This window comes from Rhizobium sp. P2_G2 (genome assembly GCF_056403555.1).
The window spans coordinates 95,715-120,889 of the sequence record NZ_JBFUFF010000006.1 but is presented as its reverse complement, the minus strand read 5'-3'; the positions used below and the strand labels follow the sequence as shown (position 1 = coordinate 120,889).

Sequence of the window (25,175 nt, the reverse complement as noted above, 5' to 3'; positions counted from 1 at the left end):
GGAGCTAAAGTGGAATATTGTGCGATTCAGCAAAGCGCTTGAGGATATCCCGCACCGGTATGTTGGACGTCTTGTCGTCCAGCACCTCGTTGAGCGTGCGCGATAGCGCCCCGGCATCGAGGCCGAGCAGCATCGCCTTGACCGGACCGATCGAGGCCGGCGACATCGACACCGAGCGGAAGCCGATGCCGATCAGCGCCATGGCCGAGATCGGCTTGCCGGCCATCTCGCCGCACAGCGTCACCGGCGTGCCATTGCGTTCGCCGGCGCGGACGATGTCGCGCAGCAGCCTGAGGAAGGGCTTGCCCAGATTGTCGAAACGATCGGAAACCCGCTGATTGCCGCGATCCACGGCCATGGCGAACTGGAACAGGTCGTTGGAGCCGACGGAGACGAAATCCGCTTCCATCATCAGCTCGTCGAGCTGCCAGAGCAGCGACGGCACTTCCAGCATGGCGCCATATTGCAGCTTGCGCGGCAGCTGATGGCCGAACTTGGAGAGATGTTGGACCTCTTTCTGGATCAGCGCCCGTACCTTGCGCATCTCCTCGACCTCGGTGACCATCGGGATCATGATCTTGAGCTCGGTACCCCCTGCGGCTTTCAGCAGCGCACGCAACTGGGTCCTGAGCAGACCGGGCCGGTCGAGCGCAAGGCGGATTGCCCGCCAGCCGAGCGCCGGATTCTCTTCCTTGATCGCCTGGAAATAGGGGACGACCTTGTCGGAGCCGATGTCGAGCGTGCGGAATGTGACGGGACGGTTGCCTGCCTGCTTGATGACATTGCGATAGAAATCTTCCTGTTCCTCGCCCTTCGGCATGGTCGAGGCGATCATGAACTGCAGTTCGGTGCGGAACAGGCCAATGCCCTCGGCACCGGATTCGGCCAATTGCGGCAGGTCGACCAGCAGGCCGGCATTCATGTTGAGGCTGATGCGCTTGCCGTCGCGCGTCAGCGGCTCGACCGACCTGAGCGCCCGGAACTGCTCCTGCCGGCGGGCGCGGAAACGGACCTTTTCCTCATAGGCTTTCTGTACATCCTGGGCGGGACGGAGATGAACCTTGCCATCCTCGCCGTCGATGATCACGGCGTCGCCCTTTTCAGCCAGCGCCACGACACCCGCCGCCTGGCCGACGACCGGAATGCCCATGGCCTTGGCGACAATGACGATATGGCTGGTGACCGCACCCTCTTCGAGCACCAGGCCGCGGACATTGGCGCGCGGATAGTCGAGCAGTTCCGCCGCGCCCATGTTGCGGGCAATGATGATCGCGTCGTTGGGGAACTTGTCGGCGGTCGCGGTGTGGGCGCCGAAGCCGGCTAACTGTCGCAGCAGGCGATTGGCGAGATCGTCGAAATCGTGCATCCGCTCGCGCAGATAGGGGTCGGTCAGCCGCATCATGCGGGCGCGGGTCTCGCTCTGCACACGCTCGACGGCCGCCTCGGCGGTCAGGCCGTTGCGGATCGCTTCTTCGAGCTTGCGCACCCAGCCGCGGTCATGCGCGAACATGCGGTAGGCTTCCAGCACCTGCCGATGCTCGCCTTCCATCGAAACTTCACGGCGCGACAGCATGTCATCGATGTGAATGCGCAGCGAGCCCAGCGCTTCGCCGAGCCGGTTGAGCTCGAGATCGACATCGTCGTTCAGCAGGTTGGTGACGACCACGCGCGGGTCGTGCAGCACGACATAGCCGAGGCCTATACCGTCGCCATAGGCTTCGCCGTCCACCATGACGGGTCTGGTGAGATCGAGTTCCTCGCCAGGCCTGGTCAGCTTTTTCAGGCCGCCGCTGGCCACCATTTCGGCCAGCAGCATGGACACGGTTTCGAGGGCTTCGACCTCGTCGTCGGAATAATGCCGCTGCGCGCGGTTCTGCACCGTGAGCACGCCGAGCGCGCGGCCGGCGCGCAGGATCGGCACGCCCATGAAGGAGTGGAACAATTCTTCGCCGCTCACCAGGTAGGCAAAGGCGGGGTGACTTTGAGCGTCGGAGAGATTGAGCGGCTGGGCGGAGGCAGCGATGGTACCGACCAGACCTTCGCCCATTTTCAATTGGGCGGTATGGACCGATTCCTTGTTCAGGCCTTCGGTGGCGTAGAGTTCGAGCACGCCGTCGGCGCGCAGCACATAGACCGAGCAGACTTCGGCCACCATGTTGGCGGCAATCTGGCGGACGATGCGGTCAAGCCGCTCCTGCGGCTCCAGCGGCTCGGCCGACAGCTCCCTCAAACGTCTCAGCAGGATGCGCGGACCATGTGCGAGGTCTCTGACCACTAAAGCGCCCTTCTGAATTCCAATTCCGAAAGAGCCTGCTGCAGATCAAGAGAATCAACCCACTGTCGCAGCCCCCCGGCCGTKATTATTTCTTATCGAGTCCATAGGCCGAATGCAAAGTGCGAACGGCCAGTTCTCCATAGGCGCCATCGATCAAAATTGAAATCTTGATTTCAGATGTCGTGATCGCCTTGATATTGATGCCCTTTTCAGCAAGCGCCGAGAAGGCCTGGGCGGCGACGCCGGCATGGCTGCGCATGCCGATGCCGATCACGGAGACTTTCACCAGGCCCGATTCGGACTGGATGACATCGAAGCCGACCTTTTCCTTCTGGCCGTCGAGCACCCGCAGCGCCTTTTCCAGGTCGCCGGTCGGCACGGTGAAGGTCATGTCGGTGCGCGAACCGTCTTCGGAAATGTTCTGCACGATCATGTCGACATTGATATGCGATTCCGCCAGCGGCCCGAAGATCGCGGCCGAGACGCCTGGACGGTCGGCGACGCGCCTGAGCGAGATCTGCGCTTCATCCTTGGCAAAGGCGATGCCGGTTACGACTTCCTGTTCCACGACTTCTTCCTCATCACAAATCAACGTGCCGGGGGGATTTTCGAAATCGCCCATGCCCGGCGCATCGGGATCCTCGAATGACGACCGCACGAAGGTGCGGACCTTGAATACCATGGCGAGCTCGACCGAACGGACCTGCAGAACCTTCGAGCCGAGCGATGCCATTTCCAGCATTTCCTCGAACACCACCTTCTTGAGGCGGCGGGCCTTGGGCTCGATGCGCGGGTCGGTCGTGTATACGCCATCGACATCGGTATAGATATCGCAGCGATCCGCCTTGACGGCGGCGGCGATGGCCACGGCCGACGTGTCGGAGCCGCCGCGGCCCAGCGTGGCGACGCGATTGTCCGGGCCGAGGCCCTGGAAACCGGCAACCACGGCCACCTGGCCTTCGCCCATGCGACGGATCAGTTCGGTGCCGTCGATATCCATGATGCGGGCGGCGCCATGGGCATTGTCGGTGCGGATCGGGATCTGCCAGCCCTGCCAGGAGCGGGCATTGATGCCCATGGATTGCAGCGCGATGGCGACCAGGCCGGATGTCACCTGTTCGCCGGAGGCGACCACGGCGTCATATTCGCGCGCGTCGTAGAAAGGCGAGTTGCCGCCAACCGTCTTCGGCGTGTCCTGCACCCATGCGACCAGTTCATTGGTCTTGCCGGACATGGCCGAAACCACGACCGCGACCTCATGGCCAGCCTCGACTTCACGTTTGACATGGCGGGCAACGTTATGAATGCGTTCCAGATTGGCGACCGATGTGCCGCCGAATTTCATCACGATGCGTGCCATGCTTCTGTCGTTCCGGTCTCGCGCATGCCGAAAATCCAGGCATGCCAAATTTTTCATCCGCCGCGATCGGTGGAATTTGGCGGTCTCTTAGCGGAAGCGGGATAAGGATTCAATGGGCGAGAAGAATTGTCTCAAATCGCCCGCGAATCTCGGTCAGAATATCGAGCGGACAATGTCTGTCGGCAACAAAGAACCAGTATTCACCAAATTGGTTATTGATCGTGAACTCATGACTGCGAAACTCGAAATCGATCCAGCTTTCTGGAATGGTTTCGAGAAACTCAGTGAGTTGCATGTCCGTCATCGCTTTGATCTGCTGGACCAAAGCTGTCGACAACATCGATTCCGGCAGCGACAGAAAGTGCCGGGAACCGTCATGCATGATAAAGTCGGTGATTGCTGCGTCAGTCATTTGAGATGCATGATCAACAGGAAACGACCGAAAATCAATTGATGATCACGCTCGAGCCATCCGAGTACTCAACACTATCGACGCAGGCCAGCGCCGTGATCTTCAGCTTGCCCGGCTTCAACAGCTTGTCGCTCTTGTCATCATCCGGGCCGCCGAGGTCGAGTTCCGCCTCCGCGTGTGCGGCCACCGGCTGGTAGAGGATGATCTTGGTGCTGGCGATGGATTTCTTGCCGACGAAGAATTCGATCGTGCCGCCGACGGACTTGATTGCCTTGTCGTCATTGGATTTGACCACAATCGTATAGTCGAGTTCGTCATCTGCGGCTGGTTCGACCTTCCAGCTTTTGACGGTGAAGACGCGATCGGAGCGGAGGCCGCAGAGCTCGGCCGCCTTGATTTCGCTGGAGATCAACAGGCCGATGAACGCAATGACGATCGCAACCAGATACATCTTCATGGAATGCCCCCCGGATCCAAGGTGTTGGTCTTCTGTCCCGAGAGATCTACGATTCAGACGCGGGAATTATTCGCGGATCATGCGATCCAGACGTCGGACGCTTCGTTCCGGCCTCTCAATGCTAGGCCTTGGTGGAAGCGCATGTCGCGGCTGTAGCGCTCGCGCAGCGCGGTGTCTGTGACAGCCTCCATCGCCGACTGACTGGCCACGATGCCACAGGAAAGACTGCGCGTGGCGGCCTCAAGCCGCGCGGCCACGTTGACCGTATCGCCAAGGGTGGCGAATTCCATCCGCCGGGCATTGCCGATGTCGCCGAGGATGACCGAGCCGAAATGCACACCGACCGACAGCCGGATCGCTTCCAGCCCCCTGCTGGTCCGTTCGGCGTTGAGATGCCTGACGCTTTCCTGCATGGCGAAGGCAGCGGCAATGGCGTTGGATGCATCGGATGGCGATGGGTTGGGCGTGCCGAAACTTGCCATCAAACCGTCACCCATATATTTATCGAGCGTGCCGCCATGGGAAAACACCACCTCTTCGAGCGTGGCGTGAAACTCGCGCAGCAGCGAAATGACCTCGGCAGGCGTGTGCGCCTCCGCATAGCGCGTGAAGCCGACGATATCGGCAAACAGGACGGCGACTTCCTGCGAGCGCACGCCGCCCATCGGCTCGTTGCGGCGCGCCAGTTCCTCGACCATGGAAGGTGGGAAATAGCGCGACAGGTTGGCCCGTTCAGCGGCGAGATCTGCTTGCCGAATCAGCAATTGGCTGGCGCGCCTCGATTTCAGGCCGAGGATCACAGCAACAATGACCAGGATCGTCATCTCCTGAACCCGGTTGGCGAAATTGATGCTGTTCGGGTCGAGCGCCTCGAACACGCGCTCGTGGCCGGCCAGCGCCTGCCGCATTTTTTCCGACAGATCCGGATAGGTGGTTCCGAACAGCCAGACACCGCCGATCCCACCAAGCCAGATGACCGCCACCCATAAGCCGAAACTCTGAACCGTGCGCCAGCTATAGGCGAGCGTCGCACTGGCCAGGAAGATGAAGAAATAGTCGAACCCGTCGAAGCGGAACTGGAAGGCAGTCGGCCAGGAATCTCGCGAAAACGGATTGGGCACGGTGATGATGAGCGTCAGCAGCACCAGATCTGCCGTGATCAACGCCAGTTCCAGACGCGACTGACCAACGCGGGCGGCGCGCATCTGCGCGATGCCGATCAGGACGAACAGCAGCAGTCCGGCCTCGTAATATAAACTCTCGATGCGCGGGTTGAGATATATCAGCAGCACCGCCACGACGGCCAAGGCAGCCGCACGCGCCCATGTCGCGATCCGCTGTCCCTCCATCTTTTCGATTTCCAGCGCGCGGGCCAGATGCGGGTTGCGCTCGGCCAGCCGTTCGTCTGCTTCACGCGTCGATCGCAGATCCCAGGCCACTGGCAACCAGCGACTTATCCAAGTCCCGCGCTGACGCGCCTCGTCCGGTTGATGTTCGACGGAATCCAATCCCACAAGCAGAGCCCCCGTTGCAGGGCATATCTAGCATCCGCTCGCGACGACGTCACCAAGGCAGGTTCAGTCCGCGTTCAAGTCCCGATCGCCGCCTTGATCATCGCCTTGGCATCATCGCTTTGCCAGGCCGCCGGGCCATTCATGGCGCCCAGCATGCAGCCCTTGGAATCGATCAGCACGCTTGCCGGCAGGCCCATGGCGACGCCGGCCTTCTTCAGCGTGTTGAAGCTGCTGAGGCCGCCGTCATGGAAGAGCGTCAATGCATCGATCTTGGTCTCGGCCATGAACTGGCGCGGCTTGTCGACGCTATCGCCATTGTCGAGGTTGATCGCAGTCACCTGGAACTTGTCGCCGCCCATATCCTTCTGCAGGCCATTGAGCGCCGGCATTTCCTCGCGGCAGGGAACGCACCAGGTGGCCCAGAGATTGACGAGCTGCACCTTGCCGCCGAAATCGGCGAGCTTGACGTCCTTGCCGGCGCCATCCTTGAACGGCGGCAGGACGAGGGCATGGGACTGACTGGCCGGGACGAAGGCCGCGACTTGCCCCTTGGCGAAGGGTGAGAGGCGCGCGATGGCCGCGGCGGCCGGCGAGCAATCGATGGACGCAGCTGCATCATCGGCATTGCTTTGGACGCCTCCCTTCATGTAAACGGCGACACCACCGGCAAGGACGCCGAGAACGGCCGCGATCGCGATCAGCTTTGCGGAAGGAAAAAGTCTCGGCTTCTTGTCCTGCATGTCATCACTCTCATTTTCCAGGGCGCGCCATGGCTGACGGCAATTCCAACTCTTCGAACCAGATGTGGGGCGGACGTTTCGCCGCCGGTCCCGCCGCGATCATGGAGGAGATCAATGCCTCCATCGGCTTCGACAAGAAGCTTTACGCCCAGGACATTGCCGGTTCGATCGCGCATGCGACCATGCTCGCCGCGCGAGGCATCATCACCGAGGCCGACCGCGATCAGATCGTCTCCGGCTTGAAGCAGATAGAGAGTGAGATTGAAAGCGGCAAGTTCGAATTCTCACGCAGACTTGAAGACATTCATATGAATGTCGAATCACGGCTCGCCGACCTGATCGGTCCGGCTGCGGGGCGGCTGCACACTGCTCGCTCGCGCAACGACCAGGTGGCGCTCGATTTCCGCCTCTGGGTCAAGGCTGAGCTGCAGAAGGCCGAGAAGGCGCTGACCGGCCTGATCACGGCCTTCCTCGACAAGGCGGAAAAGCATGCCGACACCGTCATGCCCGGCTTCACCCATCTGCAGACGGCGCAGCCGGTGACCTTCGGCCATCATTGCATGGCCTATGTGGAAATGTTCGGCCGCGACCGCAGTCGCGTCCGGCATGCCATCGAACATCTCGATGAAAGCCCGATCGGCGCCGCGGCTTTGGCCGGCACGCCCTATCCCATCGACCGCCACATGACGGCCAAGGCGCTCGGTTTTCGCGAGCCGACACGCAATTCGATCGATACGGTGTCAGATCGCGATTTTGCCCTGGAGTTTTTGTCGATCGCCGCGATCTGCGCCGTGCATCTGTCGCGTTTCGCCGAGGAGATTGTCATCTGGACGACGCCGCAATTCGGTTTCGTGCGCCTTTCCGACGCCTTCTCGACCGGCTCCTCGATCATGCCGCAGAAGAAGAATCCGGACGCTGCCGAACTTGTGCGCGCCAAGACCGGCCGCATCAACGGCTCGCTGGTGGCGCTACTCACTGTCATGAAGGGCCTGCCGCTCGCCTATTCCAAGGATATGCAGGAAGACAAGGAACAGGTCTTCGACGCCGCCGAAAACCTCGAACTGGCGATTGCCGCCATGACCGGCATGGTCAGCGACATGACGATCAACGAGGCGAAGATGAAGGCGGCGGCCGGCGCCGGCTATTCGACGGCCACTGACCTTGCCGACTGGCTGGTGCGCACCGTCGGCCTGCCGTTCCGCGAGGCGCATCACGTCACGGGCCGGATCGTGGCGCTGGCGGAAAGCAAAGCATGCGATCTGTGGGATCTGCCACTCGATGAACTGCAGGCTATCCATCCTCAGATCACGGCGGATGTCTTTGATGTCGTCACCGTCGAAGCCTCGGTCGCGGCGCGCAAGAGTTTTGGCGGCACCGCGCCCGAGGAAGTGCGCAAGCAGATCGCCTGGTGGCGGGCGCGCAATTGATCAACGACCTTGATTCTGTGTTCAGCAGAATCAGGGTGCACAAGACTTCCGAGATTCGCTAAGAACATCCGACAATTGTTCGAGGACGACATGCCGATCACGCTCCGATCCCTCACTCTGACGCTCGCCGTGCTCGCCGGAATGGGGCTTGCCCTTTCCGGCTGCGGCCGCAAGCCCGAGCTTTATGCGCCGGGGCACGCGCCGGTGAAAAACGGTGACCTCGAGGGACGCGCCAAACAAAAAGCCAAAATCCCCGAGCGTCCCTTCCTTCTCGATCCTCTTCTCTGACGGACCATTGCCGTGAATCATTTCGACTATAAGGACGGCGTGCTCTGCGCCGAAAACGTGCCCGTGCCGGAAATCGCTGCCGCGGTCGGCACGCCCTTCTATCTCTATTCCACCGCGACGCTGGAGCGGCATGTCCGCGTGTTCCAGGAAGCCTTTGCGGATGTGGATTCGCTCGTCTGCTATGCGATGAAAGCCAATTCCAACCAGGCGGTGCTGAAGACGATCGGCCGCGCCGGCGCCGGCATCGACGTGGTGTCGGAAGGCGAGTTGCGCCGGGCGCTGGCGGCGGGCATTCCAGCGGACAGGATCATGTTTTCGGGCGTCGGCAAGAAGCCGCGCGAGATGGATTTTGCGCTCGACGCCGGCATCTATTGCTTCAATGTCGAGAGCGAGCCGGAACTCGACGTGCTCAACGAGCGGGCGCTTGCCAAGGGAAAGAAGGCGCCGGTCTCCTTCCGCATCAACCCGGATGTCGATGCCAAGACCCATGCCAAGATCTCGACGGGCAAGAAGGAAAACAAGTTCGGCATCTCTTACAAGCGCGCCCGCGATATCTATGCCCGCGCCGCGACCCTGCCGGGCATCGCGGTCAACGGCATCGACATGCATATCGGCAGCCAGATCACCGAGCTGCAGCCCTTCGATGACGCGTTCCGGCTGCTGCGTGAACTGGTCGAGACGCTCAGGGCCGATGGTCACCATATCGAACATGTCGATATCGGTGGCGGGCTCGGCATCCCCTACAAGCTCGACAATGATCCGCCGCCGAACCCGGACGCCTATTCCAAAGTGGTCAAGAACCAGCTGCGCGGTCTCAACTGCAAGATCGTCACCGAGCCGGGCCGCCTCATCGTCGGCAATGCCGGCATCCTGGTGACCGAAGTCATCTATGTGAAAGAGACCGAGGACCGGACCTTCGTCGTTGTCGATGCGGCGATGAACGACCTGATCCGCCCGACGCTCTATGAAGCCTGGCACGAGATTTCGCCGGTGGCTGTCCCCGCTGCGAACAGCCCACGTATCCGGGCGGATGTCGTCGGCCCGGTTTGCGAGACTGGTGACTATCTTGCGCTCGACCGCGAAATGGCGCGGCCGAAGCCGGGCGACCTTCTGTCGGTCGGCTCGGCCGGTGCTTATGGCGCGGTGCAGGCGGGCATGTACAATTCGCGGCCTTTGGTGCCGGAAGTCCTGGTCAAGGATAACCAGTTCCACGTCATCCGAGCCCGGCCGACCTATGACGAGATGATCGGCGCCGATGATCTTCCGGACTGGCTGGAATAAACGCGGCTAAAGCCATTGTGATCGGTTTCTGCGACCGTTTGCCTCGCCTTTGCCCAAAACAATGCTATGCTTTGTGCTTCGAGATGAACAACGAAGGCAGAGGATGATCGAGAGCGGCCAAAGCGAGCCAAGTCGCGGATTTGTCGGTTTGACGCGGCGGATCGCCGGCATGCGTATGGTTGCATTCTCGGTGATGGCGGCCGAGCGATTGCTGGTGGCGGCCCTGCCGGTGCTCGGTGTCGCCGGTCTGTTTCTGATCGTTAGCTGGTTCGGGCTCTGGCGTTTCTTGCCCGATCTGCTGAAGGTCGCTGCTACTCTCCTGTTCCTGCTGGCCTTCGTCGCTGCGCTCTACAGGTTCCGCGGTTTTCAATGGCCTGCCCGTTCGGCGGTCGACCGCCGGCTCGAGGAGCGGAGCGGGCTTCAACATCAGGCAATCAGCGTCCAGACGGAAATGCCTGCCGGCGACGACCCCTATGCGCAAGCCCTGTGGAAGGCGCACCAGGCGCGCATGGCCGAGCGGATCAAGGCGATCGACAGCGGCCCGCCGTCGCCCGATATCGCCCGCCACGATCCCTATGCGCTCCGCGCCGCCGTGGTGCTGCTCCTGGTTGTCGGCTGGAGTTTCTCCTGGTCGAACTATGGCGGCCGGGTTGCTGATGCCTTCGATTATTCCGGACCAAAGGTGGCCGCGGCGAATACGCGCGTGGATGCCTGGGTGACTCCACCCGCCTATACCAGTGTCGCGCCGATCTATCTTTCGGGTTCCCAGGTCAGGGCGCCCGACGAGCTGATCCGCGTGCCGCAATTTTCCGAACTGACGGTGCGGATCAGCGGCGACGGGGTCGGCGATGCGGTGACTTTCACTTTGCCCGACAGCGACAAGGCCGTCGTGCTGCAGCCGGAAAAGGCCGACAGGACGGCGAAGGCCGATGCCGCCGAAACCGCAACGCCCGCGACCAGCGCCAGCTATAAGCTGAAGCTTGTCCGTGACGGCAAGGTTTCGGTGGGCAATACCGAATATGCCTTCACCATCACGCCCGATCATAACCCCGAAATCGCCTTTTCCAAGGAGCCGGGCCGGGCCGTCAACGGTGCCCTGGACGTAGCGTTCGAGGCCAAGGATGACTATGGCGTCACCGAGGCGCGCGCCGAGATCGTGCCGGTGGAGCAGGATCCAAAAGCGGCGCCGCTTTTCGATCCGCCCGCCTTTCCGCTCGACCTGCCGGGCGGCAATCCGAAAGACCTCAAGGGAACATCGAGCCGCGATCTGACGGAAAACCCGCTTTCCGGCAAGAAGGTCAGGATCACGCTTGTCGCCAAGGATGCCGCAGGGCTCGAAGGCCGCAGCGAAACCAAGGAGATCGTGCTGCCGGCGCGCTTCTTCGCCGAGCCGCTCGCCGGCTCGATCGCCGAGCAGCGGCAGGTGTTCAGCCTGGATATCCGCCAGATTCCGCGGGCGCTGGAACTGAACGATGCGGCCGGCTTCCGGGCCGACGAGACGATCCCGAATGTCAGTTACTACCTGCTTCTGCAATCGGTGGGCGATCGGCTGCGGCTGGCGCGGAGCGTCCAGGACCTGACCGATGCCTCGGCCTATTTTTGGGATGTCGCCCGCTATATCGAGGATGGCGACCTATCCTCGGCAGAGAAGCGGTTGAGGAATGCCCAGGACAAGCTTTCCGAAGCGCTGAAACGCGGCGCCTCCGACAAGGAGATCGAAAAGCTGATGAGCGAGCTCAAGCAGGCGATGAAGGATTATCTCGCCGAGCTGGCCAAGCGCATGCAGGATGGCGATCCGAGCCAGCTGTCGATGCAGGCGCAGCGGATGATGCGTGCCCAGGATTTCGACAATATGATGAACCAGCTGGAAAACCTGGCGCGTTCCGGCGCCCGAGACCAGGCCCAGCAATTGCTGTCGGAAATGCAGCGCATGCTCAACAACATGCAGACGGCACGGCGCAGCAATCAGCAGCAGCAAAACAATCCGATGCGCGACCAGATCGACAAGCTTGGCCAGCTGATGCAAAAGCAGGAAAAGCTGATGGAGGACACGCACCGGACGCAGCAGGAGCTGCTCGACCGGATGCAGCGCGGCGACCAGAGCGACCAGGACCAGCAGGGGCTGAACGACGAGCCGCTGACCGAGCAGCAGCCCGGCGACCAGAAACAGCAGAATCCCGGCAAGCAGTCGCCGGAAGACAAGATGACCACAGAGCAACTGCGCAAGGCGCTCAAGGATATGCAGGCGCGGCAGAAGGACCTTGAAAAGGACCTCGACGGCCTCGGCAAGAAGCTGAAGGAATTGGGCATGAAACCAATGCCCGGCTTCGGTGATGCCGGCAAGGAAATGAAGAATTCCGACGAGGCGCTTGGCAAACCGGATGGCCAGCGCTCCGCCGATGCCCAGGGTCGTGCGCTCGAAGCATTGCGCAAGGGTGCCGGCGAACTGATGCAGCAGCTGAGCCAGAACGGTCGGCAAGGTCAGCAGGGCATGATGCCGATGCCGGGCAACGAACAGACCGACGGCAACGACCCGCTCGGCCGCCGCTCCGGCCAGCTCGGCGCCGATGTCGATGACCAGGTCAAGGTGCCCGACCAGATCGACGTGCAGCGTGCGCGCGAAATCCTCGACGCCATCCGCCGCAAGCTTGGCGACGGGCCGGCGAGCATTATCGAGAAGGAATATCTCGAAAGGCTGCTGGATCTGCAGTGACCCCGATGGGTTGCTGCAGCGCTGGACTATCAAACGCGACACGTCGACAATTTGCTGCCGTCTGGGCGAGAGGCAAAGCAGACCATTCGCCGGTCCACACGGCTCCTGTCTTCCTTACTCCCATCCGTCCGCCTGCTTCTTTCCAGAGCCAGGCAACGGTTCGGCTGGGGGCGGCCTCGATCGAAGGCGGGGTTTCAAGTTTTGTTTTTGTTTGGTTTTGTTTTCCGTCTCGTTTTCCGTCTCAGTCTGTGTCTCCGTCTCTGTATGTCGACACCCGTCCGACACCGGTGTCGGACGGGTGTCAGACGGGTGTCTGAGGGCTACGCCGTTTGTCGCTGCTCACCCCCGTGGGCGCGACGCCATTTCGCGTCCGGATGTCGTGCTCAACCTGCTAGCTGAGATCAAAGGAGAGGTACGCCTCAGATCCGCGGCAGTTTGCCGAGCGGTATGAAGCTGAGCGAAATGTCGCCGCGTTCGACCTTGAGATTGACCGTCACCGTGTCGCCGCCCTTGGCAAGCCCCTTGAGCAGGGCCGCGACGGCGCCGATCGTGTCCTGCGCGTCCGGAAAGAGGGCGCGCAGCTTCTGGTCCCAGAGATCGATCTTCTCGAATCTGGTGCGGAAGGTGCCGTTGATATAGCCCTTCTCGTCGACCGTGAACGGCCCCGACAATTCGCCGTAGAGCCCATCCGGCGTGGCGATCTTGAAGGCGCGGATCTCGCCCTTCATCGGATTGCGGATCGGCTTGCCCTGCAGTGCTGCGGCCTTGCCGTAGACGGTCAGATCCGCGCTGGTCGACAGTTTCGGCACGATGGCGGCGCCATCCTTGTCCAGCCATTCGAAATCGTTGGCGATGACCGCGAGATCGAGATCGCCGTTGTTCTGCCGCGTGTGGAATTCGCCCTCCTTCACTTTGAGGTCGAATGGACCGACGAAAGCAGGGGAATCGATCTTCAGCGAAGGCAGATCGCCTTGCAGCGACAGCTCCTGCAGCCCGGAAAGGCCGGCATGCAGCGATGAGCCGAGCTTCTTCCAGCTGGCCGTCACGGTGGTCCCGTCTTCCAGTGTCGCGGTTGCCGGGCCTGCGAGCTCGACATTGACGAAGCCGGGATTGTAGACGCGTGCCATGGCCTGGACCGGGCCGGCCTTGACTTCGGCGCCGCTGATGGGATCGGTGACACCGGTCTGTTCGCAGGTGAAGCCGATGCCGAAACGGAAGAGATAGAGCGCGCCGCCGGTGGAGAGGTTGGCGCAGGTGAAGCTCACCTTGCCCGGGCTTTCGCGATTGACGAATTGTCCGAGAAAATCCTGGAATTTTMTTGCAACATAGAACCAGCCGGCGGAATAAAGGGCGACGGCGATCACCACCGCTATGCCGAGCCGCCGGATTTTTCGTCCGGCCGGTGAAGATGCGGCGCTCGCCTCTGCTGTCATTCAATGCTCCCAGACTGCCCGGATTCAGATGTCGCCCTTGCCAATGCCTGCCGATATGGACGAATTTTGGGTATTTGGCTACGGTTCGCTGATGTGGAACCCGGGCTTTGCCTTCGAGGAGCGGCATCTTGCCGTGCTCAGGGGCTATCACCGCGCGCTCTGCATCCATTCCTGGGTGCATCGCGGCACCGAGCTCGATCCCGGCCTGGTCCTGGGGCTCGATCGCGGCGGCGCCTGCAGGGGCGCGGCCTATCGCGTGCATCCTGATAATCGCGCTGAGGTCGTCGCCTATCTGCGTGAGCGTGAACTGGTAACGAACGTCTATCTCGAACGGTTCCTGCCGATCCGCATCGCCGATGGCCGGCGGGCAACGGCGATCACCTACATCGTCGACCGCGACCACCAGCAATATGCGCCGGCCCTGACCACCGACGACGCGGCGCGTATCGCCGCCAATGCGGTCGGCAAATCAGGACGCAACATCGACTATGTGCTCAACACGGTCGAGCATCTGCGTTCGCTCGGCATCCGTGATGCCTGGATGGAAGAGGTCGGCGAGAAACTGCGCCTCTATCAGGCGCTCGGCTGAGGCCCCTTCAATTCAGCAAGCCGTTTCTTCGTGATCTCCGTCAGCGGCACCTGCGGATTGGCGGCGACCGTTTCGACCAGCAGCCTGTCGCTTTCGCGCTCGGTATAATCGGCCAGGTGCAGGAAGAATTCGCGCGCGTTCATGCCGGGCTGGATGGGCGGCAGGATGCGGATGACGATATGGCCGGCGCGGCGCAGGAAGCTCTTGCGCGGCCAGAACAGACCGGCATGCTGAATGACGGGCACGACCGGGACATTGAGGTCGGTGTAGAGCTTGGCGATGCCGTATTTGTAGTCCGGCTTGTCGCCAGGCACTTTGCGCGTGCCTTCGGGATAGATGATCAACTGGCGGCTCTCCGCCATCGCCTCGTTGGCTTGTTCGATCATCTTCGGGATGGCGCGCGCCTTGGCGGAACGGTCGATGGCGATCATCCGCTGCTTGGCCAGGTACCAGCCGAAGAGTGGAATCCAGATCAGCTCGCGCTTGAGGATGAAGACGGGATCGTCGAAGGTCGGCACGATTGCGAACGTGTCCCAGAAGGACTGATGTTTTGCCGAGATGATGCAGCCGCCCTTGGGCAGGTTTTCGAGCCCTTGGATCTCGTAGCTGATGCCGGCGATCTTGTCGGCCATGAACAGATTGCCGCGGCACCAGAACTTGGCGATGTGATAGGCGATCTTGCGCGGCAGGAGGAAATAGAACGGCGTGAAGATGATCATCTGCACGATGAAGGCCAGGTAGAAGGTGACCTGGAAGAGGGCGGAACGCAAATAGACCATGCGGCAGGATTCCGAAAGCGGCGCAAGCGACAGCGCCTTCCTTAACCGATGAAGACAGCAAGCGAAAGACGGAACTCTCGTCTTCTGCAGTCGGCCGGAGGCAGGCTTGCCGATGGCAATCGGGCGGCGACATTTCCGCTTGACGAATTCATAGCTCGTCGGTTATGGATTAACCCATAGCCAACGGGTTATGAATTAGAGATGGAAAATATCCAGGACATGCTGTTCAAGACGCTCGCCGATCCCACGCGGCGGACGATTTTCGAGCGCCTGTGTCGCGAAGGCGAGCAGACGGTCGCGGCGCTGACGGCACGGGCGGGCGTGTCGCAACCCGCCGTCTCCAAACATCTCGGCGTGCTGAAACAGGCCGGGCTGGTGCGCGACCGCCACGAAGGCCGGCAAACGCATTACAGCGCCGAGCGGGCAGCGCTCGCCCCGCTCCTCGATTGGACCAAGCAGATGACTGGCTTCTGGGAAGGCCGTTTCGACGACCTCGAAGACCTTTTGAAAAGGATGGATCAATGAACGCAGTACCGCCTGAAGTGCTCACCGCCGTCGTCGAGCGCGACATCCCGCATCCGCCGGAGAAAATCTGGCGGGCGCTGACCCAACCGCATCTGATCGAGGAATGGCTGATGAAGAACGATTTCCAGCCCATGGTCGGCCATCGCTTCAATCTTCGTGGCGAATGGGGCGGCGTGCTCGATTGCGAGGTGCTGACMGTCGAGCCGAACCGGAAGCTCGCCTATACCTGGAACTACGAACATGAGGATGCGGCCTATGACCTCAAAAGCGTGGTGACGTTGACGCTGACGCCAACCAGCACCGGCACGCATCTGCGCATGGAACAGGCGGGCTTCCGCCCGGGCCAGAAGCAGGCCTATGGCGGCGCCAAGGCCGGATGGCAGCAATTCCTGGAAAAACTGGAGCAGGTGGCGGGCCGCGCGGACTGACATTCGGCGGCGCCATTATTATTCCTGAAGGAGAGATCAATGAACTGGAATGCCTCTATCCGGCAACTGCATCGCTGGCTGTCGATCATCTTCACGCTGACGGTGATCGCCAATTTCGTCGCCATGGCTTTGGTCGGCCAGCCGCCGGCCTGGATCGTCTATTCCCCGCTTCCGCCGCTTTTCCTGCTCTTGTTCAGCGGCCTATATATGTTCGCGCTGCCCTATACGGCCAAATGGCGCAGCAGGAGCGCCTGAGGAGGCAGCGATGTCCGGCGAGACGCCTGGCAAGGCAAGGAAGGTGAAAACGGTATCGGCCAAACAAGCCGGTGCACAGCCGAAATTGCTTTCCGGTGGCAATCCTGAGATCGCCAGGGGCGAGGGTGATGGGCCGGTGCAGGCCTATATCGCGGCGATGCCGGGCTGGAAGCACGATATCGGCTTGCGCCTCGACGCACTGATCGAGCGGGCCGTTCCCGATGTGAGGAAAGCGATCAAGTGGAACACGCCCTTCTATGGCCTCGAAGGCCAGGGCTGGTTCCTCGGATTTCACTGCCTGACGAAATACGTGAAGGTCGCCTTTTTCCGCGGCACGTCGCTCGATCCCGTGCCGCCGGGCACGTCCAGGCAGAAGGAGGTGCGCTATCTCAATATCCGTGAGGGCGATGCGATCGACGACGTGCTGCTGACGGCGTGGATTGAGCAGGCGAGCCGGTTGCCTGGAGAGAGGCTTTGAGTAGAGGCGTCGCTAAAACTTGAGCAGTTTCGTTCGGCGGCATGGCTGAACAAGCCGCGACAAAACTCACCCCCGCACCAAAATCTTCCCCGCACGCCCCGATGCCGCACCCGCCTCGGCCGCCTTGGCAATATCGGCAAGGTCGAAGATGCCGCCGACCTGTAGCGTCACCTTGCCTTCGGCCACCAGCCGCACGAGTTCGCCGATCCAGCGGCCGATCTCTTCGCGCGGCGTGGTCTTGATGATCTTGGCGAGCCAAAAACCCTTGACCACGGCCTGCTTGAAGATGAGATCGCCGGCGGAGATTTCCAGCGGCTGGCCGGACATACCGCCGAAGGAGACGAGTGTCGCACCTTCGCCCGCAAGCGCCATGAGTTCGCCCGCAGCCTTGCCGCCGACGCCGTCGATCGCAAAGCTGATGGACGACGTGCCGACGATTTTGCCCACCTCGTCCTGCCAGCCGGCTGCGGCGGTCGAGACGACATTGCCGATGCCAAGGTCATGGAGTTCCGAGACACTTTCCTCGCGGCGGACGAGGTTCACCACATGGATGCCGCGCGTCTTCGCAATCATCGACAGCACCTTGGCGACCGCGCCGGTGGCGGCGTTCTGGATCACCCATTGGCCGGGCTTCGCGCCGAGGAATTCGATTAGCACCAGGGCACTCAGCGGCATGGCGAGCAGTTGTGCGGCCGTTTCGTCGGATATTGCATCGGGCAAGGGAACGGCGGAAGCGGCAGGCGCGCAAAAATATTCAGCCCAGGCGCCGCGCACGCCGCTGACGGCGACGCGCTGTCCCGACTTGAGTCCCTGGACGCCGTCGCCCAGCGCGTCGACCGTCCCAGTCGCCTCGCTGCCGCCGATGGCCGGCAGGTCCGGCTTGTAGCCGTAGGTGCCGGCGACGGTCAGGAGATCGTGATTGTGGATCGCTGCGAGCGTCATCCGGATTCGGACCTCGCCGGGGCCGGGCTGCGGCACGGCGCTTTCGGCGAGGGTCAGGACTTCGGACGGCGTGCCAAAACTTTTATGGATGGCGCTACGCATGGTGACTCCTTGGGGATCGACTGTAAATGAGCGCGGGTGCTACACCCGAACGTCTCGCCGGTCTAGAGCGTGTCGCATATGCCCCTCAAGGGGAGATTGGATGGAGCGCTGCCTCGCCCCAATCTTCTGTTGTATTCCCAGCACTCGACGCTAATTTGAGGCCGGGAGCCAGTCTCTGGCCAATCTTTCCCCTTGAGGGGGAGATGCCCGCCCTTCGACAAAAGCTCAGGAGGGCAGGGGTGCCTGCGATCCCCGTTATATGCTGACCCCCGTCCAGCCGCGGCTTTCGACCAGCAGATATTTCACATATTCCGATGCCAGCGTCTTGATCAGCATCGGATTGTCGCTGATGTCGGAGAGCGACAGTTCGCGCTCAACCGGGTAGGGGATAAATTCCGACGTGCTGTCGGCGCGGCGGATTTCGGCGAGGCTGCGCGGCATGTGATAATTGTTGGTGACCAGGATCACGGTCTTGTAGTGATGACCCTTGATCCAATGCGCCGTCTCCGTCGCATTGCCGGCTGTGTCGAGCGCGTCGCGGCCAATGTCGACGCAGCATTCGAACAGACCCGCCGAGCTGCGCGTCAGGACCCGAATATGTTTTGCCGTGGTTGCCGGGTTCACGCCGGAAATCAGCAGCCGCTGGCCAGCATGGCTTTGGAGCAACTGCACGGCGAGATCGATGCGCTGGTAGCCACCGGTCAGCACGACGATGGCATCGGCCTTCGGAGCAACTGGCGGCCGGATCGAGGCGACTTGCGCAAAGAAGATGAGGAACCCGCCGGCAAAGGCGACGATTGCGGCAAGAATGGCGAAACCGATGATGCGCAGGAAATAGCGCACAACCCGGACGATGCGGCTGCGGCTGAAATTCCGCCCCGTCGTCATCCGTTCGCCGACATCTGCCTCGTTCATCAACATCCCAAACATGCTACCAAAACTTTTGGGCTGGAAAGGGGCGTTCCGCCCTTACAGCATTATCCCTGATATTGGTCGAGCCGCCCCGGATCGGACCGGATATGGTCGATCTCGTCAATCGTACGCATCACGGTGAACCGTGCCGTCAACGTCGTCAATGCCGCGATCACCAGCATGGTCAGAAAGATGCCGGCATAGCCGGTCCAGTCGATGCTGAACGAGCCGAACAGCGCGGCGGCCTGGTCGCTTTCCGGCGTGGCGAGGCTGCGCGTCTGCCACCAGCCGGCGGCGCCGAAGCACAGCGCGGCCAGCAAAGCTCCCGTCAGCGATCCCTTGAGCGAGATCATCAGGAAATGTTTTTGGAATTCCTGCGCCACGAAGGACGATTCCGCGCCGACGAAATGCAGCACTTCGACAATGTGCCGATTGCCGGCGAGCGCGCCGCGCGTGGCAAAGATCACCGTCAGCACCATGGCGAAGAAGACCAGCCCCAGCACGGCCGAGCCGATGATCACCGTGGTGCGCGCCATCGATACCAGCCGGTCTACCCAGGTGCGGTGGTCGTCGAGATAGGCCTGCGGGATGCGCTTCTTGAGCTCGGCGCGCATGGCGTTGAAATCGGGCGGATTCTGGTCGTCGATGGTGATGATCACCAGCCGCGGCACCGGCAGTTCGTCGATGTCGAGGCCGGCGCCCAGCCATGGTTCGAGCAGACGCGCGGTCGCCTCCTTGTCCATGATCGTGCCGGTCTTGGTGCCGACGAAGTTGAGTGCGAGCGCACGGGCATCGATCAGCGTCTTTTCCATGTCGATCTTGTCGTCGGGCTTCACCTGGATGGTGATTTCGCGCGAGATCTGGCTCTGCCACGACGCTGCCGTGGTGCGGATCATGCTGACCGCGCCGATCGTCAGGCAGGCCAGGAATGACATGATGATGACCACCGCGAGCAAAGCGCGGCCCTGCACGCTCTGCTGCGGCACGATCGAGGCGGTGCGGCGAAGCGCCATTTCGCGGCGCGGCGCGGTCTTTTCCTTGGGAGCGGCAGGGCTCGTGTCAGTCATGGAGGTCGAGCCGTCCCGAGGTGAGGATCATGCGGCGGGCTTCGACCTGGTCCATCAGCGCCAGGTCGTGGGTGGCGATGACCACGGCCGTGCCGAACCGGTTGAGCTCGCCAAAAAGCTTCAGGATGCGGCGGGCCATATGCGGATCGACATTGCCCGTCGGCTCGTCGGCGAGCAGCAGTTCCGGCTGGTCGATCAGCGCGCGAGCAATCGCCGCGCGCTGTTTCTCACCGCCCGAGAGCACCGGCGGCAACACGTTGATGCGGTCGCCGAGGCCGACCCATTTCAGAAGCTCCAGCACATCGCTGCGATAGGTCGACTCATCCTTGCCGCGTACCCTGAGCGGCAGGGCGACATTCTCATAGGTCGTGAGGTGATCGAGCAGCCTGAAATCCTGGAAGACGATGCCGATCCGGCGCCGGAGCATCGGCAATTCGGATTGCGGAATGGTGGAAATTTCGCGGCCGAAGACCTTGATCAGGCCGCGCGTCGGCTTGAGCGACATGAACAGCAGCCTGAGCATGCTGGTCTTGCCGGCGCCAGACGGGCCGGTGAGGAACTGGAAGGATTTTTTCGGGATGTCGAAGGTCAGGTCACGCAGAATTTCCGGCCCCATGCCGTAACGCAGGCCAACATTTTCGAAATGAATCAATGTTTTGTCCTGCCTTCAGGGATTCCTGGAAATTGCGCTGATTTGCGAAGCATTAACCATATCAGTTTACTTTCGGTAAAGACCAACATCAATGGCCGTACCGGATAGCCTTCCGCATGCGGCGGGGAAGTGCGCCAATGCAGACCCATAAGAGAACCGCGACCCGGACGATCGAACCGCAGGATTTTCTGCTGCCCGACCCCGCCCAGCGGCGCCGGCCGACAAGCCCGGTCCGCGCGACCCAGATCGAAGATGCGGTCTTCGAAGTCGTCGCTATTCGTTCCCGGCCGCAGGCACGCGTCAACGACAATCCGCCGCCAAGACAGCCGGTTCGCGAGACCAGCCTGTTGCCGATCCTGGCCCAAATGGGCGGCCGGCTTGCGGCTGTTGTCGAGAAGCGGCTGGCCGGGCTTTCGCCCCAGGCTTTCGTGACACTGCTGACCTCGGCTGTTCTGGCTGTATTCTGGCTCTGCGGCGGATTTTCGGCGCTTGGCGCCTCTTCCGCCGATGCCTCCGAAGCCCCTTTCTCGCTCGTCAGCACCTCGATCGATACGGTCGATGCCAATGGCATGAAGGTGGCGATGGTCACCGGTGCTGTCCGCAACACGTCCGGCAGGATCATCGATGCGCCGCGGCTTGCCATCGTCGCTGGCGGTCATGGCGACATCATCGGCACCATCGTGCTGCCGGTCGACCGGATCGGCCCCGGCGTCACCATTCCCTTCGGCAGCCGCTTCCGGCTCGCCGGTGGAAAATCCAGCGATCTCGCGATAATTCCCGAGCGTCTTTAAGTATCCTGTGTTAGGGCACCGTTTTTTAACGGATCGGAGTTCCCTCATGCATGTCATTCGCGGCAAGACCATAGAGCCGCTGTTCACCGCCGAGGCGATCGACAAGCGCAACAAGGAGCTTGCTGCCGAAATCGCTCATGGTCCGGTCAAGGACCTGCTGGTCATTTCTATTCTCAAGGGCTCGTTCATCTTCGCCGCCGACCTGATCCGCGCACTGCATCATGCTGGGCTCGCGCCGGAAGTGGAATTCATCACCCTTTCGAGCTACGGCATCGGTACGACGTCGAAGGGCGTAAGAATCGTCAAGGACATCGACAGCGAAGTGAAGGATCGCGACATCCTGCTGATCGACGATATCCTCGAATCCGGCAGGACGCTTTCCTTTGCCAAGGATCTGATGTTCGAGCGCGGTGCGCGCCATGTTTCGATCGCCGTCCTGCTCGACAAGACCGGCAAGCGCCAGACCGATCTGAATGCTGATTATGTCGGCTTCGAGTGCCCGGACCACTTCGTCGTCGGCTACGGAATGGACGTTGCCTATGCCTTCCGCGAGCTGCCTTTCGTCGGCGTGGTCACCGGCGACGCGTAAAGGATTGGGCAAGCATAAAGCCATTTACGGCCTCCGTTAACGCGGCCGTTTACCATTCCCAAAGAGCCGATGGTGTTCACTCGACCCAGACGTTAAAACGGGGTTAATAAAATGGCACGCATTCTCATCACGGAAGACGAGGACTCGCTCCGCAGTTTTGTGGCGCGCGCACTCAGAATGGATGGCCATGACACGGTGGAATGTGCCGACGGCGCTGAAGGCCTCGAAGCGCTTCAGGGCGGCAATTTCGACCTGCTTCTTTCCGATATCCGCATGCCCGTCATGGATGGCATCGAACTGGCGCACAAGGCTTCGGCCAGCAATCCCCACCTGAAAATCCTGCTGATGACCGGCTATGCCGAGCAGCGCGAGCGCGCCGACGATCTGATGGAAAAGATCGTCGACGTGGTCAGCAAGCCATTCACGTTGCCGGACATCCGCACGGCGGTCGCGAGAGCGCTGAAGGCCGCATAACGAGACAGTCTATCGCTGCGCCGCCCGCCTCGGCGCAGCACTTGCCGCATCCGCAATCGCCTTTTCCCTGAGCAGCCGGCGAATGACCTTGCCGGTGGTGGTCAGCGGCAGGGCGTCGATGAATTCCACCTCACGCGGATATTCATGCATGGAGAGGCGCTGCTTGACCCAATCTGCGATTTCGTCGGCCAGCTTCGCCGACGGCGCGACGCCGGGTCTGAGCACGACATAGGCCTTGACGATCTCCGTCCGCAGCGGGTCGGGCTTGCCGATGGCGGCAGCGAGCTGCACGGCGGGATGCGACAGCAGGCAATCCTCGATCTCGGACGGACCGATGCGGTAGCCGGACGAGGTGATGACGTCGTCGTCCCGGCCGAAGAACTCGACATAGCCGTCGCGATCCATGACGCCCTGGTCGCCGGTCAGCATCCAGTCGCCGATGAATTTCTTCGCCGTCGCCTCCGGATTGTTCCAGTATTCCAGGAACATCACCGGGTCTGGGCGCTTGACGGCGATCTGGCCGGCCGTGCCGCGCGGCAGTTCGCGGCCCTTGTCGTCAATGATCGCCACGGTATGGCCAGCGGTGATGCGGCCGATGGCGCCGGCGCGGGTGACGCCGAGCGAGGCCATCGAGCCGAGGACGATATTGCACTCGGTCTGGCCGTAGAATTCATTGACGGTGATGCCGAGCGTGCGTTTCGCCCATTCATAGGTCTCGCGGCCGAGCGATTCGCCGGCGGAGCCGATGGCGCGCAGTTTCAGCGCATATTTCTCCAGCGGCCGGTCGATGGCCGTCATCAGCCGGAGCGCGGTCGGCGGGATGAAGGCATTGGTGACGCCCATTTCGGCCATGATGCGATAGGCAAGGTCTGGATCGAATTTCTGCGCCGGCGAGCAGACGGCCGGAACGCCCAGCATCAGGCCGGGCAGCAGGCAGTTCAGTAGGCCGCCCGCCCAGGCCCAGTCGGACGGCGTCCAGAACTTGTCATCCGGCTGCGGCATGAATTCCTGCGCCATCTGCACGCCCGGCACATGGCCGGCAAGCACGCGATGCGCATGCAGCGCGCCCTTGGGCGGTCCCGTCGTGCCCGACGTATAGATCATCAGCGCCGGGTCGTCCTTGGAACTGTCGGCGACCGAAAAGAGCGGCGGATGGGCATCGCTGAGCGCGTCGAACGACAATGTATCGGCATGACTGGCGCCCCCCGTGAGGATGATCTGGCGCAGGCCGGTCAATTGCTTGCGGATCGGGTCGAGCTTGGCATAGCCGAAGTCATTGGTGATCACGGCTGCGGCACCGGAATCCCTGAGACGGTATTCCAGGGCATCGGCGCCGAAGAGCAGCGCCAGCGGCAGCGCGATGCCGCCGAGCTTATAAATGGCGACATGGGCGATGACCGTCTCGAAACTCTGCGGCAGCAGGATCGCCACGCGCTCGCCAGGCTTGACGCCGAGCGAGACGAGGCCATTGGCAAGCTGATTGGACCGGTCGCGCAGCTGGCCATAGGTCAGGTCGCGATGGGTACCGTCCGGGCTGAAATGCTGCAACGCCAGACGATCCGGCTCTCGCTCCGCCCAATCGTCGGCAACGGCTCGGCCTATATTGAATTTCTTGGGAATTTCCCAGTGGAAATCGGCAATCAGCGCGTCATAACTATCGCATTTCGGCAGAAACATTCCGAGAAACCTCGCACTTTCCGCAATGCAATAGCATTTTTTCGCGGTGCGGGGAATAGTTTAGCTGGCTCGGTTGTTGCGAGGCTGGAGGGTTGATGTCAGCGATTGGTACGGACCCTTCGAGGCTTTTCCGGCTGCGCCGAAAAAGTGCCTCAGGGTGAGGTCGAGAGTGTGGCGGTGTGGTGCCCCAATCTCCCCTTGCTGCGCGTGTGCTTGTGGCACTGCGAGCGCCCCATACTCCCTCACCCTGAGGCGCCCCATGACGCGAAGCGGAATGGGGCCTCGAAGGGTCCTGTCCCATACAGAGGGACTGTTGGATGAACCGTTGTTGATGCGCGTGCACCCATCACGGCGCAACATCGTAAGACACCGTCTCCATCTTCGGCGTGCACATTCCTGAACGCAGGGCATTCTCATCGCGGACATGCTTCTGCACGAACACCGTGTTGCCCTTCACCCAGGCCTTCTCCACACAGAAGACAGACGAAAGAGAGACCTGCGTCAGGATTTTCACCTTTGTGGGGTCCGGTTCGAAAAGATCGCTTTTGATTGTCTGTTCGGTGATCGTGTAGGCGGCCATTTCGTTATTGGCGGGCAGTTCGAGGATGAACATGCCGTTGTCCGTCTTGCCGACGACCCGATAGCTGAACGTGCTCGACTGGATCTCGGAATCTTCCACGCCCTTGATCACGGTCGAGACCAGATCGCCGTCGACCTTGATCGGGTTGAAGGGGAAGGCCCAGTTGCTGTCCTGGCAATAGTCGAGAATGATCGACTTGATGATGATGTCCGTGTCGCTGAGCCAGGGGTGAATATGTTCGAGGCAGACGGGGTTCACCGGTTCGCCCTTGACCGTGAACCCGAAGAATTTCTCCTCGGCCTGGCCGTGAAGTGTGGATGCTGCCAGAAACAGCGCTGCAATCAGCATAGAACGGATCATCGTGCCCTCTGTATTGTCTCTGATAGGACGGATCGGCGGGAGCAAATATTTTCGGGTTGCTGGACGGCATGCGCT

At 61.6% G+C, this 25,175-nt stretch carries 26 protein-coding genes; 12 read left to right on the top strand and 14 right to left on the bottom strand.

Features of this window, described 5'->3' with window-relative positions; all coding sequences use genetic code 11:
• Positions 1 to 4 precede the first annotated feature (4 nt).
• The 6 genes from ptsP to tlpA all read right to left on the bottom strand — a co-directional run bounded on the left by ptsP (position 5) and on the right by tlpA (position 6,758).
• Entirely contained in the window at positions 5 to 2,275 is a 2,271-nt protein-coding gene (gene ptsP / locus AC1D06_RS07660) for a phosphoenolpyruvate--protein phosphotransferase (RefSeq protein ID WP_477881987.1), read from the bottom strand.
• Between the two features lie 85 nt (positions 2,276 to 2,360).
• On the bottom strand, positions 2,361 to 3,635 hold the full coding sequence (locus tag AC1D06_RS07655; protein ID WP_477881985.1) for an aspartate kinase: 1,275 nt from the start codon (positions 3,633 to 3,635) through the stop codon (positions 2,361 to 2,363).
• Positions 3,636 to 3,744: 109 nt separating this feature from the next.
• Entirely contained in the window at positions 3,745 to 4,047 is a 303-nt protein-coding gene (locus AC1D06_RS07650; protein WP_477985787.1) for a hypothetical protein, read from the bottom strand.
• Between the two features lie 34 nt (positions 4,048 to 4,081).
• Positions 4,082 to 4,504: a hypothetical protein gene (locus AC1D06_RS07645; protein ID WP_477881858.1), complete on the bottom strand. Its 423-nt coding sequence runs from the start codon at positions 4,502 to 4,504 to the stop codon at positions 4,082 to 4,084.
• A 77-nt stretch (positions 4,505 to 4,581) separates the two neighbouring features.
• Positions 4,582 to 5,943 (bottom strand): adenylate/guanylate cyclase domain-containing protein, encoded by a 1,362-nt coding sequence (locus AC1D06_RS07640; protein WP_477881895.1) that lies wholly within the window; start codon positions 5,941 to 5,943, stop codon positions 4,582 to 4,584.
• Positions 5,944 to 6,092: 149 nt separating this feature from the next.
• Positions 6,093 to 6,758, bottom strand: a complete 666-nt coding sequence (gene tlpA, locus AC1D06_RS07635) for a thiol:disulfide interchange protein TlpA (protein WP_477881860.1) — start codon at positions 6,756 to 6,758, stop codon at positions 6,093 to 6,095.
• 29 nt (positions 6,759 to 6,787) lie between these two features.
• Here tlpA and argH point away from each other — a divergent pair, with 29 nt between their 5' ends.
• The 4 genes from argH to AC1D06_RS07615 all read left to right on the top strand — a co-directional run bounded on the left by argH (position 6,788) and on the right by AC1D06_RS07615 (position 12,467).
• Positions 6,788 to 8,185: an argininosuccinate lyase gene (argH, locus tag AC1D06_RS07630; RefSeq protein WP_477985786.1), complete on the top strand. Its 1,398-nt coding sequence runs from the start codon at positions 6,788 to 6,790 to the stop codon at positions 8,183 to 8,185.
• A 90-nt stretch (positions 8,186 to 8,275) separates the two neighbouring features.
• Positions 8,276 to 8,473, top strand: a complete 198-nt coding sequence (locus AC1D06_RS07625) for an LPS translocon maturation chaperone LptM (RefSeq protein ID WP_477985785.1) — start codon at positions 8,276 to 8,278, stop codon at positions 8,471 to 8,473.
• Positions 8,474 to 8,485: 12 nt separating this feature from the next.
• Entirely contained in the window at positions 8,486 to 9,754 is a 1,269-nt protein-coding gene (gene lysA, locus AC1D06_RS07620; RefSeq protein WP_477881865.1) for a diaminopimelate decarboxylase, read from the top strand.
• Between the two features lie 169 nt (positions 9,755 to 9,923).
• Positions 9,924 to 12,467, top strand: a complete 2,544-nt coding sequence (locus tag AC1D06_RS07615) for a TIGR02302 family protein (RefSeq protein WP_477985784.1) — start codon at positions 9,924 to 9,926, stop codon at positions 12,465 to 12,467.
• A gap of 419 nt (positions 12,468 to 12,886) precedes the next feature.
• On the opposite strand, the gene AC1D06_RS07610 is transcribed toward AC1D06_RS07615, so the two are convergent.
• Entirely contained in the window at positions 12,887 to 13,900 is a 1,014-nt protein-coding gene (locus tag AC1D06_RS07610; protein WP_477985783.1) for a DUF2125 domain-containing protein, read from the bottom strand.
• A gap of 43 nt (positions 13,901 to 13,943) precedes the next feature.
• Between AC1D06_RS07610 and AC1D06_RS07605 the strand changes: the two genes are divergently transcribed.
• The gene (locus AC1D06_RS07605) at positions 13,944 to 14,489 is read left to right on the top strand and encodes a gamma-glutamylcyclotransferase (protein WP_477985853.1); all 546 of its coding nucleotides are present in this window, start codon (positions 13,944 to 13,946) and stop codon (positions 14,487 to 14,489) included.
• Here the strand turns inward: AC1D06_RS07605 and AC1D06_RS07600 are convergent.
• Positions 14,474 to 15,268, bottom strand: a complete 795-nt coding sequence (locus AC1D06_RS07600; protein ID WP_477985782.1) for a lysophospholipid acyltransferase family protein — start codon at positions 15,266 to 15,268, stop codon at positions 14,474 to 14,476. The two genes, AC1D06_RS07605 and AC1D06_RS07600, sit on opposite strands and share 16 nt — an antisense overlap.
• Positions 15,269 to 15,469: 201 nt before the next feature.
• On the opposite strand from AC1D06_RS07600, the gene AC1D06_RS07595 reads away from it, so the two are divergent.
• The 4 genes from AC1D06_RS07595 to AC1D06_RS07580 are packed head-to-tail and all read left to right on the top strand — an operon-like array spanning position 15,470 to position 16,954.
• Entirely contained in the window at positions 15,470 to 15,793 is a 324-nt protein-coding gene (locus AC1D06_RS07595) for an ArsR/SmtB family transcription factor (protein WP_477985781.1), read from the top strand.
• Positions 15,790 to 16,221 carry an SRPBCC family protein gene (locus AC1D06_RS07590; protein WP_477881874.1) on the top strand — a complete coding sequence of 144 codons (432 nt, stop codon included), beginning with the start codon at positions 15,790 to 15,792 and terminating at the stop codon, positions 16,219 to 16,221. The genes AC1D06_RS07595 and AC1D06_RS07590 overlap by 4 nt, the downstream gene beginning before the upstream one ends.
• Positions 16,222 to 16,260: 39 nt before the next feature.
• The gene (locus AC1D06_RS07585; RefSeq protein WP_477881875.1) at positions 16,261 to 16,476 is read left to right on the top strand and encodes a hypothetical protein; all 216 of its coding nucleotides are present in this window, start codon (positions 16,261 to 16,263) and stop codon (positions 16,474 to 16,476) included.
• 10 nt (positions 16,477 to 16,486) lie between these two features.
• On the top strand, positions 16,487 to 16,954 hold the full coding sequence (locus AC1D06_RS07580) for a DUF1801 domain-containing protein (RefSeq protein ID WP_477985780.1): 468 nt from the start codon (positions 16,487 to 16,489) through the stop codon (positions 16,952 to 16,954).
• Between the two features lie 66 nt (positions 16,955 to 17,020).
• Here the strand turns inward: AC1D06_RS07580 and AC1D06_RS07575 are convergent, their stop codons facing one another.
• The 4 genes from AC1D06_RS07575 to ftsE form a co-directional block, all read right to left on the bottom strand.
• Entirely contained in the window at positions 17,021 to 17,998 is a 978-nt protein-coding gene (locus tag AC1D06_RS07575) for a zinc-binding dehydrogenase (RefSeq protein ID WP_477985779.1), read from the bottom strand.
• A gap of 255 nt (positions 17,999 to 18,253) precedes the next feature.
• Positions 18,254 to 18,913 (bottom strand): YdcF family protein, encoded by a 660-nt coding sequence (locus tag AC1D06_RS07570; RefSeq protein ID WP_477985778.1) that lies wholly within the window; start codon positions 18,911 to 18,913, stop codon positions 18,254 to 18,256.
• A gap of 62 nt (positions 18,914 to 18,975) precedes the next feature.
• Positions 18,976 to 19,977 (bottom strand): cell division protein FtsX, encoded by a 1,002-nt coding sequence (locus AC1D06_RS07565; protein WP_477881881.1) that lies wholly within the window; start codon positions 19,975 to 19,977, stop codon positions 18,976 to 18,978.
• Positions 19,970 to 20,629 carry a cell division ATP-binding protein FtsE gene (ftsE, locus tag AC1D06_RS07560; protein WP_477985777.1) on the bottom strand — a complete coding sequence of 220 codons (660 nt, stop codon included), beginning with the start codon at positions 20,627 to 20,629 and terminating at the stop codon, positions 19,970 to 19,972. Before ftsE ends, AC1D06_RS07565 begins: the two co-directional genes overlap by 8 nt.
• 137 nt (positions 20,630 to 20,766) lie before the next feature.
• Here ftsE and AC1D06_RS07555 point away from each other — a divergent pair, with 137 nt between their 5' ends.
• The 3 genes from AC1D06_RS07555 (at position 20,767) to AC1D06_RS07545 (ending at position 22,483) form a co-directional block, all read left to right on the top strand.
• Entirely contained in the window at positions 20,767 to 21,420 is a 654-nt protein-coding gene (locus tag AC1D06_RS07555; RefSeq protein ID WP_477985776.1) for a hypothetical protein, read from the top strand.
• 46 nt (positions 21,421 to 21,466) lie between these two features.
• Positions 21,467 to 22,009 carry a hypoxanthine phosphoribosyltransferase gene (gene hpt / locus AC1D06_RS07550; protein ID WP_477985775.1) on the top strand — a complete coding sequence of 181 codons (543 nt, stop codon included), beginning with the start codon at positions 21,467 to 21,469 and terminating at the stop codon, positions 22,007 to 22,009.
• A 111-nt stretch (positions 22,010 to 22,120) separates the two neighbouring features.
• A complete protein-coding gene (locus AC1D06_RS07545) occupies positions 22,121 to 22,483 on the top strand; it encodes a response regulator (RefSeq protein ID WP_477881888.1) in 363 nt (120 codons plus the stop codon).
• Between the two features lie 9 nt (positions 22,484 to 22,492).
• On the opposite strand, the gene AC1D06_RS07540 is transcribed toward AC1D06_RS07545, so the two are convergent.
• Together AC1D06_RS07540 and AC1D06_RS07535 are read right to left on the bottom strand one after the other, a co-directional pair.
• A complete protein-coding gene (locus tag AC1D06_RS07540) occupies positions 22,493 to 24,160 on the bottom strand; it encodes an AMP-binding protein (protein ID WP_477985774.1) in 1,668 nt (555 codons plus the stop codon).
• A gap of 346 nt (positions 24,161 to 24,506) precedes the next feature.
• A complete protein-coding gene (locus tag AC1D06_RS07535; RefSeq protein WP_477881892.1) occupies positions 24,507 to 25,100 on the bottom strand; it encodes a hypothetical protein in 594 nt (197 codons plus the stop codon).
• Between the last annotated feature and the right edge of the window lie 75 nt (positions 25,101 to 25,175).